We start from the raw sequence: 8097 nt of genomic DNA, 5'->3' as shown, positions 1-8097 counted from the left end.
ACGATTTGGTTTGTCAAGCTTTTTTTATAATTTGTTTCTCAAGGTTCGCTGCGTTGTTACTATGTAATCTACCCTAGTAATGCTTAGCTCGTCCTGATGAGGTGCGTATTATAGACGCTTTAAATAAGTTGTCAAGAGATAAATTATTTTATTTTAAATTAATTTAGTAGGCTTTGTTTTTAGAATGATGAATCATTCTGCTAACTGCCCTTCCCTTTCGACTGGGTGGCATTATACGCGTATTTAGATGGGGGTCAAGGGTGAACTGATAAATAATTCGCATTCTTTAATTATATCTCCAATGACTCCTCCTAACTAATTGTTATTACTATCAATATCTATTCATCAATATTTTTGTTTATCTCAGCCTATATCCTTAGGCTTAGCACCGTACTTAAAGACATAAAAAGGGGATCTACCTATCGGTAAATCCCTAGATACAAAGCCTAAAGGCAGCTCTAACTTTTTGCTTTTGCTTTAATCGTCGTAAAAATGCCCGATAACGCATAGAGAATGCCAATGGCTAAAATACCAACAGGAATGTCATAGAGAACGATGCTCATGATCAACACTCCAATGATAAGTACCACAAATGGGACTTTCTTTTTATCAAACTCTTTAAAGCTATAGTATTTGACATTGCTGACCATCAGCAGACCACAGATAACAACCCACACCGCAAACAAGAGTATAATAGCGGTATCATACTGTCCGACCCACTCATTATGATCGACCGCGACCATGACAGCGGACGTGACCAATATAGCCGCCAGTGGACTGGCCAAACCGACAAAGTATTTTTTATCAACTTCGCCTATCTGTACGTTAAACCTCGCTAGACGAAAAGCGGCGCAAGCGGTAAAAACAAAAGCACAGCCAATACCAATGCGGCCTAGCGGCTGCAACGCAAAACTATATACTAAAATCGCAGGCGCAACCCCAAAGGCCAGCATATCTGCTAAAGAGTCATACTGCTCGCCAAAAGGGCTTTGCGCATTGAGCATGCGTGCGACGCGGCCATCAGCACCATCTAAAATCGCCGACAAAAATATAGCCAGCGAGGCTTTGTAAAACGATCCTTGGGTACTGGCCAAAATCGAATAAAAGCCAGACAACAACGACAAGGTGGTAATCAAATTGGGGGCCAAATAGACACCGCGGCTGACCACCGGCTGACCCTCTGTAACTTCTGTCTCAATCACCTCAAACGTTAAGCCATCGTAATTATCATTATCCGCCATGCGAATATTGAACTCATGCTCGTCAACAAAAGGCGGCTGAGTTGCGGCATTATCATTTAAACTATGGTGAGATGGTTGCTCAGTCGTCATAACGGTATCCTTATTCGCCAACTAGCCAGCGGACATTGGTGGCACTATCAGGTGTCAGCTCTGGCGCATCAGCTACTTTTAGAGCAGGCTGCAAAAAGCGCAATATCTCACGGGCATGACTATCAAATTGCCATGGCGGATTGATGACGAGCAAACCTGTGCCATTGAGACCCACGGCGACATCATTTGGATAGATATTTAGCTCACAGACCAGCTGACGTCTCATCTCGGTACGCTTGAGTTTTTTGTAAAACAGCTCAACGGCTTCGATGTTTTTGATCGGGAACCACAGTGCATATGTGCCTTGTGGCCATTTATTATAGGCGGCGACGAGTAAATTGATCAGACGCGTAAAGTCTTTATGCTCTTGCTCATAAGGAGGATCAAGAAAAATAAGACCGCGGCGCTCGGCTGGCGGAATCACAGCGGTGACGCCTTCAAATGCATCACGATGATGAATGCCAATGGGCAGTTTGTACAATTGGTAGTTGAGCGCGTCATACTCGCTGGCTTTGGCCTCAAACGCTTCGCCGCGTACGCCAGTGTCTGGGTTTTTTTCGATATGATGGGCGATCCACCATGGCGAACCTGGGTAGACTTTATTATCATAAGTGGCTTTGGCTTGCTTGATGCCTGCTAGATAGTCTTTGACAGACGCTGGGGCTTGTGACATCTTGGTGTCATCGAGCTTTAACAATGCTTTGATGCCGCCCTCGGCTTCACCAGTTTTGCGCGCTTCTTCACTGCTGAGTGAATAAAGACCGCGACCACCGTAAGCGTCGAGCGCATAAAAGGGTTTGTTTTTTTGGCTTAGCTGATTAAGCAATTGCACCAATAAAATGTGTTTTACCACATCAGCAAAGTTACCAGCGTGATAAGCGTGTTTATAGTTCATAATCTCAAAAGTTTAAAGTAAGAAAAATTGCATCTATGGTAGCATAGGCAGCGTAAAAGATAATGTGGTTTTGGTAAATGCTCTTAATAAAAGGGCTTTGAATGCCAGCTGATTGATAATAACGAGGTGAGATGACTAAGATTATTAGCAACCTAAATGTGACAAAGCTGGTGGTCGATCATCCGATAGGACAGGACAACCCTCCGTTACTATCTCCAGACAGTCATAACGATGACCAAGACGCGCTTACCCAGCAGGTACTGCAACTGTCTGATTTTGCAGTCAGCTGGAAAGATAAGCTGACGGATAAGCAGCTTGATACATTTGTCACTGATGGCTGGCTCACTATTGATAATGTATTTAATAAGACCGCATTACTTGCGCTACAGGCTGAAAGTGGTTTTATTGACTATCGTGATGCGGCGCTAACCGCTGGCATTCGTATCAGTGATATTCGCGGTGATAGAATACGCTGGATCACAAAAAACTTTTTTGCTGGATTTTATTACTTGCAGTCCATCAACGCGCTAGCTGCTTTGTTCAATCAAAGCTTGTTTGCGGGTATTCGTCATAGTGAGGCGCATTATGCCTGCTATCCACCCGGCTTTGGCTATCAATGGCACAGCGACAACCCTGCTGGGCGCGATGAACGGGTGATCTCGGCGGTGTTTTATCTCAATGATGATTGGGGAGCGACTGACGGCGGTGCGCTAGAAGTCGTTGATAAGCATGGCACGCACCATGAAGTAATGCCAGTTGCTAATAGACTCATTATCTTCGACAGTGATTTGCAGCATCAAGTACAAATCGCTCATCGGCAACGCTACTCTATCGCAACATGGATGCGCCGAGATGGTTTGGTGCCGTTTGTTGAAGATAGTATGTAAAAGGTATAAGTCTATCATAAGCCGCTACCGCTTGTACCATGGCTGAATGTTCAACATACCCTAATCTTTAATCCAAAATCTTATCCTCTCACTTTATAATAAAAAGGTTTTTTCATGTCTGACGCTCACAATCAAAACATGACTCATCAGCAGCAAACACTGGACTTAAGCATCGCTTTGCTTGAGCGCCCTTCCGTCACTCCAGATGATGATGGCTGCCAAGATATTTTGTCGTCTCGCCTAGCGCAAGCAGGGTTTGACTGCGAGTTTATGTACTTTGGTAATAAAGAACAAAGCGGCGAGCATGCAGAAGTCAAAAACCTCTGGGCACGCCGTGGTACAGCCGACCCTGTGATATGTTTTGCTGGCCATACCGACGTCGTACCGACGGGTGACGAAAAAAACTGGACTTACCCGCCCTTTACCCCAACCATAAAAGATGGCTATCTCTGGGCGCGCGGTGCGGCAGATATGAAAACGGGCATTGCAGCCTTTACCATTGCCGCCGAGCGTTTCGTCGCGAGTCACCCTGAGCACAATGGCTCGATTGCCTTTTTAATCACTTCAGATGAAGAAGGTCCCTCTATCAATGGCACGGTGAAAGTCATTGAAACCTTAGAGGCTCGTCAAGAAAAAATTACTTATTGTCTCGTTGGTGAGCCGTCAAGTACTGATACGCTAGGCGATGTCATCAAAAATGGCCGCCGCGGATCGTTGGGTGCGGTGTTGACGGTCACAGGTAAGCAAGGTCATGTGGCTTATCCGCATTTAGCCTGCAACCCTATCCATGCAGCGATGTCTGCGCTCAGCGAGCTGACATCAACAACTTGGGACAACGGCAATGACTACTTCCCAGCCACCTCATTGCAGATATCAAATATCAATGGTGGTACGGGCGCAACCAACGTCATCCCCGAAACCTTAGAGGTCGTCTTTAACTTTCGCTTCTCGACCGAAACCAGTGAAGAGGAACTCAAAGCAAAAACACATGCCATTTTCGATAAGCATTTTGCTGATAGCAAAGCCAGTTATGATATCCAATGGAAATTATCCGGTCAGCCGTTTTTGACCCCTGAAGGCAAGCTGGTTTCAGCCTGTCAAAATGCGGTCAAGTCAGTCACAGGTACAGACACGACGCTATCGACATCAGGCGGTACATCTGATGGCCGCTTTATCGCTCCGACGGGCGCGCAAGTGGTCGAGCTTGGTGTCCGTAACGCCACCATTCATCAGGTCGATGAAAAAGTGGAAGTCGATGATTTGGGTAAGCTTGCGCAGATATACGAAGGGATTTTGGAAAATTTATTATTAGAGTAACTGTGTAGATAAAACCGAAAAGTAAAAAAGCGCGAGTCTTAGATGACTGGCGCTTTTTTATGGCTGGCTTTGGCTCAAAACTCATTTAAGTTGTTAGCTAGAGTGAATTCAGTATAAAAACGATACAGTGGGACTGGGATAAATTTTTCGCAGCATCGAGCAGCGTAGGCACAGCACGCAAGGAAAATTTAGACCAGTTCCACCTTGATATATAATGTATCTGTTTTATTTAGGATTGACTATAGTTACGGCTTTATCTAATACCTATATAAAGGTCGACTTGGCCGTACTCTAAATTCCCATCGATATAGTGCTCAAAGTCTACATCAAAGTTGCGAGTGTGTTCACAGTTTGGATCATTAAAGTACTCCCATGCCTTTTCCCATGCATTCATGACGGTATTAGGCATATGGCCTTCTTCAGAAAATACCAAGTACTTTCCTGCAGGAATATTTACCGCGACCAAGCCGCCTGCAGGGCTAGGCGCGCTTAATGCCTCAGGTTCACCCGTCACCTCCCAACTGGCCACCACATCAAACGCGCCTGCTAAATCATCACTCTCATAGTTATGATAAATACCGTAAATATCTTCGCCTTCAGGCAACTGTCCTGCGTAATTCTGGTAAAACTTCTGCCACAATCTACCAAGCTTGGCAGTGTCGTGGCTAACTTCAGCGTGATTGGTGGTACGAATGCTAATACCCTTACACGCTATCGCTTCGGCTAACTCTTTAATTTGAGACGTCATGATGCTGCCTGCCCTGTTGCTCTCTGTTATTGTTATTGGATGTACTGTTAAAGAAGAAAATCACCTTAATCGGCTTCATCGATCCAATTCATCTGAATGGCTTCTAAAATACCTTCGTTTGAGCGCTGCGGATCATCATCAAAGCCTTCAAGCTCAGTCACCCAGCGGTGCAAATCCGTAAAACGAATGTACTGCGGGTCGATCTCTGGAAATTTCTCATAAAGCTCAATGGCGATATCGAGACTGTCTGTCCATTTTAGTTTTTGCGGGGTCATGGTGGCTCCTTAGCGGTTATCATTTAAAAAGTCTTCTCAAGACGTTGATCGGCTAAATTATCAGCCTGTTTATTTACCTCTATCCTACCAAACTTCGCTAACTGATTATAGCCAAGTTCTTTATACAAACGGCTTTGATTAATCAGCCTATTTGGCAGACTTTACAGATTTAATCGCTACTTGATGCGCATTCCATGAGTCGATGACGTCATTGGTCTGCTCGCCGAGCATATCCAATACCGCCGGCGCACACTTACCTTTTTTATCGGTCAAGACAAACTTCGTCATCCCAATACCCATCAGTTGATGTTTGACAAAAAACCGCGTTTCAAAATACACGTACTTTTTATCCCAACCGACAAGCACGCTATTTACTGTCATTTTATTTAGAAATTTAATTTCTTTAAGATAGACCATCTCTTGCATGGCGATAATCCAGCCAAGATTTTTTATTCCCTTTTGATGACAGCAAGTCATCAGCCAGTTGGTGATGTTTAATTCTATAAAGGACAAATAACGATAATTGGGCAGATGATCGCGAAACCCCATATCGTGCGGCAAGACACGGTATTGACGTACTATCGGTGCGGCCAACATCTCGGCGCTCAGACACTGTTTTACTGACTGTTTATTTAGCTGCTGTTTTAGCAAACTAATCATAATAAAAAAACGTATCAACATGTTCATAAATGACTCTCTTAATTCTGATTTTGTATAAAGTCTAACTGAATAGAAAGATGGCTTACCTTAACGCAAAAAAGCCACCTAAGTGACTTTTTTATTTAAGAAAACATACTCAAAACTTATGCCGAAAAGCTGATTCTGGCGATTAATGACCGCCGCCATTAATACTACGTACCATCTCTTCGACCATCTTTTTGGCATCGCCAAAGATCATCATGGTTTTGTCCATATAGAAGAGGCTGTTATCAAGACCTGCATAGCCGGTGCTCATCGAACGCTTGATGACCATCACCGTTTGCGCTTTGTTGGCTTCTAAAATGGGCATACCAAAGATAGGAGATGTCGGATCGTCTTTTGCTGACGGGTTGACAACATCGTTGGCACCGATGACCAAGACCACGTCGGTACTGGCAAAGTCGGAATTAATCTCATCCATCTCTAGGATATCGTCATAAGGCACGTCGGCTTCTGCCAATAGTACGTTCATGTGCCCTGGCATACGACCAGCAACAGGATGAATGGCAAAGCGAACGTTGACACCTTCGTCTTTTAATAGCTCGTACAATTCTTTTACCGCGTTTTGCGCGCGGCCTTGTGCCATACCGTAACCTGGTACGATGACCACATTGCTGGCATTGGACATAAGGAACCCTGCGTCTTCTGCTGAGCCTGATTTGTATGTTTTTGGTGCGCCATCATCACCGTCTGCAGCGGACGCTGCCGTGCCCATACCGCCAAACAAAACGTTTAGTAGAGAGCGGTTCATGGCTTTACACATGATATAAGACAAAATCGCACCTGAGGAACCGACGAGCGAGCCTGCGATAATAAGCATCGAGTTGCCCAGTGTAAAGCCAATACCTGCTGCCGCCCAACCTGAAAATGAGTTCAGTAGCGACACGACCACTGGCATATCACCGCCGCCGATAGGCGCAATCCACATCCAGCCAAAAATCACTGCAATCACTGTCATCGCATAAAACGCAGGCAAGGAATCCGTGACAAAATACACCCCGCCAAACCCAATCATCGCTATAAATAGCAAGGCTTGGACAGGTTTTACCCAGCCGCCAGTGATTGTTTTTGCCCAGCTTTTTGCCGCAAGCTTACCAAAAGCAAAGACAGAGGCAGAAAAAGTAATCGCACCGATAAAGCACCCGATAAATAGCTCAGCACGGGCAACCGCGCCATGCTGCTGCTCGGTATGCAGTACCGTGGCCAGCGCAATCGCCACCGCCGCCAGACCGACAAATGAGTGCATCAACGCTACCGTTTCTGGCATTTGCGTCATCGCGACGGTTTTTGCTTTCCACATGCCGACGATGGCACCTAAGATCATCGCACCGATGATTAACCACAGCACAGGGCCTTCTGTTAAGAAAAAGGTGGTGATAACAGCAATTGCCATCGCTGCCATACCAAAACGGTTGCCACGAATCGCTGTCTTTGGACTCGACAATCCGCGTAACGTTAAAACAAAGAGGATAGCGCCGACTAAATAAAACCAATCTGCATTGGTGGCAATAAATTGGGTTAAATCGCTCATGCATCACCTCCGCTTTTCGTCGAGCTGGCTTCAAGAGTAGGCGCTTTTTTTGCTTTAGGCTTAAACATCGCGAGCATACGTTCAGTCACCGCAAAACCACCAAAGATATTGATACTGGCCAAAAATACCGCAAAAGCACCAAGCAAACTGGTCGGGGTAAACATCGAGCCGTCGATATGGACAGTCTGTAGCATCGCACCGACGATCACGATACTTGATAAGGCGTTGGTCACCGCCATCAATGGCGTATGTAGCGCTGGGGTCACACCCCAGACGACGTAATATCCAACAAAGATAGCGAGTACAAATATGGTAAAAATCGCGACAAATGGTGTGCTACTCATGGCTGCACCGGCAGGCGCTGCCGCTAAAATGGTGGCAATCATCTTATCCTCCTAAAAATTTATTCGTGTC

Annotated in this window: 9 protein-coding genes; 2 read left to right on the top strand and 7 right to left on the bottom strand. The window is 45.4% G+C overall.

Annotated elements, in window-relative coordinates:
* Nucleotides 1–458: 458 nt before the first annotated feature.
* Nucleotides 459–1241: a CDP-diacylglycerol--serine O-phosphatidyltransferase gene (gene pssA, locus JFC05_RS10365; protein ID WP_192994954.1), complete on the bottom strand. Its 783-nt coding sequence runs from the start codon at nucleotides 1239–1241 to the stop codon at nucleotides 459–461.
* 100 nt (nucleotides 1242–1341) lie between these two features.
* Nucleotides 1342–2226: a 23S rRNA (adenine(2030)-N(6))-methyltransferase RlmJ gene (locus JFC05_RS10360; protein WP_198336826.1), complete on the bottom strand. Its 885-nt coding sequence runs from the start codon at nucleotides 2224–2226 to the stop codon at nucleotides 1342–1344.
* 131 nt (nucleotides 2227–2357) lie between these two features.
* Here JFC05_RS10360 and JFC05_RS10355 point away from each other — a divergent pair, with 131 nt between their 5' ends.
* Nucleotides 2358–3113, top strand: coding sequence for a 2OG-Fe(II) oxygenase (locus tag JFC05_RS10355; RefSeq protein ID WP_198336825.1), 756 nt, complete (start codon nucleotides 2358–2360; stop codon nucleotides 3111–3113).
* A gap of 114 nt (nucleotides 3114–3227) precedes the next feature.
* Complete coding sequence (dapE, locus tag JFC05_RS10350) at nucleotides 3228–4430, top strand: succinyl-diaminopimelate desuccinylase (RefSeq protein ID WP_420850569.1); 1203 nt, start codon at nucleotides 3228–3230, stop codon at nucleotides 4428–4430.
* A gap of 253 nt (nucleotides 4431–4683) precedes the next feature.
* On the opposite strand, the gene JFC05_RS10345 is transcribed toward dapE, so the two are convergent.
* The 5 genes from JFC05_RS10345 to JFC05_RS10325 all read right to left on the bottom strand — a co-directional run bounded on the left by JFC05_RS10345 (nucleotide 4684) and on the right by JFC05_RS10325 (nucleotide 8027).
* On the bottom strand, nucleotides 4684–5178 hold the full coding sequence (locus JFC05_RS10345) for a GyrI-like domain-containing protein (protein ID WP_198336824.1): 495 nt from the start codon (nucleotides 5176–5178) through the stop codon (nucleotides 4684–4686).
* Nucleotides 5179–5243: 65 nt separating this feature from the next.
* Nucleotides 5244–5453 carry a Fe-S cluster assembly protein IscX gene (gene iscX / locus JFC05_RS10340; protein WP_198336823.1) on the bottom strand — a complete coding sequence of 70 codons (210 nt, stop codon included), beginning with the start codon at nucleotides 5451–5453 and terminating at the stop codon, nucleotides 5244–5246.
* A 147-nt stretch (nucleotides 5454–5600) separates the two neighbouring features.
* Nucleotides 5601–6140 carry an acyl-CoA thioesterase gene (locus tag JFC05_RS10335; protein ID WP_105244940.1) on the bottom strand — a complete coding sequence of 180 codons (540 nt, stop codon included), beginning with the start codon at nucleotides 6138–6140 and terminating at the stop codon, nucleotides 5601–5603.
* 142 nt (nucleotides 6141–6282) lie between these two features.
* Nucleotides 6283–7683 carry an NAD(P)(+) transhydrogenase (Re/Si-specific) subunit beta gene (locus JFC05_RS10330; RefSeq protein WP_198336822.1) on the bottom strand — a complete coding sequence of 467 codons (1401 nt, stop codon included), beginning with the start codon at nucleotides 7681–7683 and terminating at the stop codon, nucleotides 6283–6285.
* Nucleotides 7680–8027, bottom strand: coding sequence for a proton-translocating transhydrogenase family protein (locus JFC05_RS10325; RefSeq protein ID WP_198336829.1), 348 nt, complete (start codon nucleotides 8025–8027; stop codon nucleotides 7680–7682). Before JFC05_RS10325 ends, JFC05_RS10330 begins: the two co-directional genes overlap by 4 nt.
* Nucleotides 8028–8097 lie beyond the last annotated feature (70 nt).

It is taken from the genome of Psychrobacter celer, from assembly GCF_016107555.1.
Lineage (GTDB): Bacteria > Pseudomonadota > Gammaproteobacteria > Pseudomonadales > Moraxellaceae > Psychrobacter > Psychrobacter celer.
Note: the sequence above shows the minus strand (reverse complement) of the source record. Positions and strands in the feature narration are given on the sequence as shown.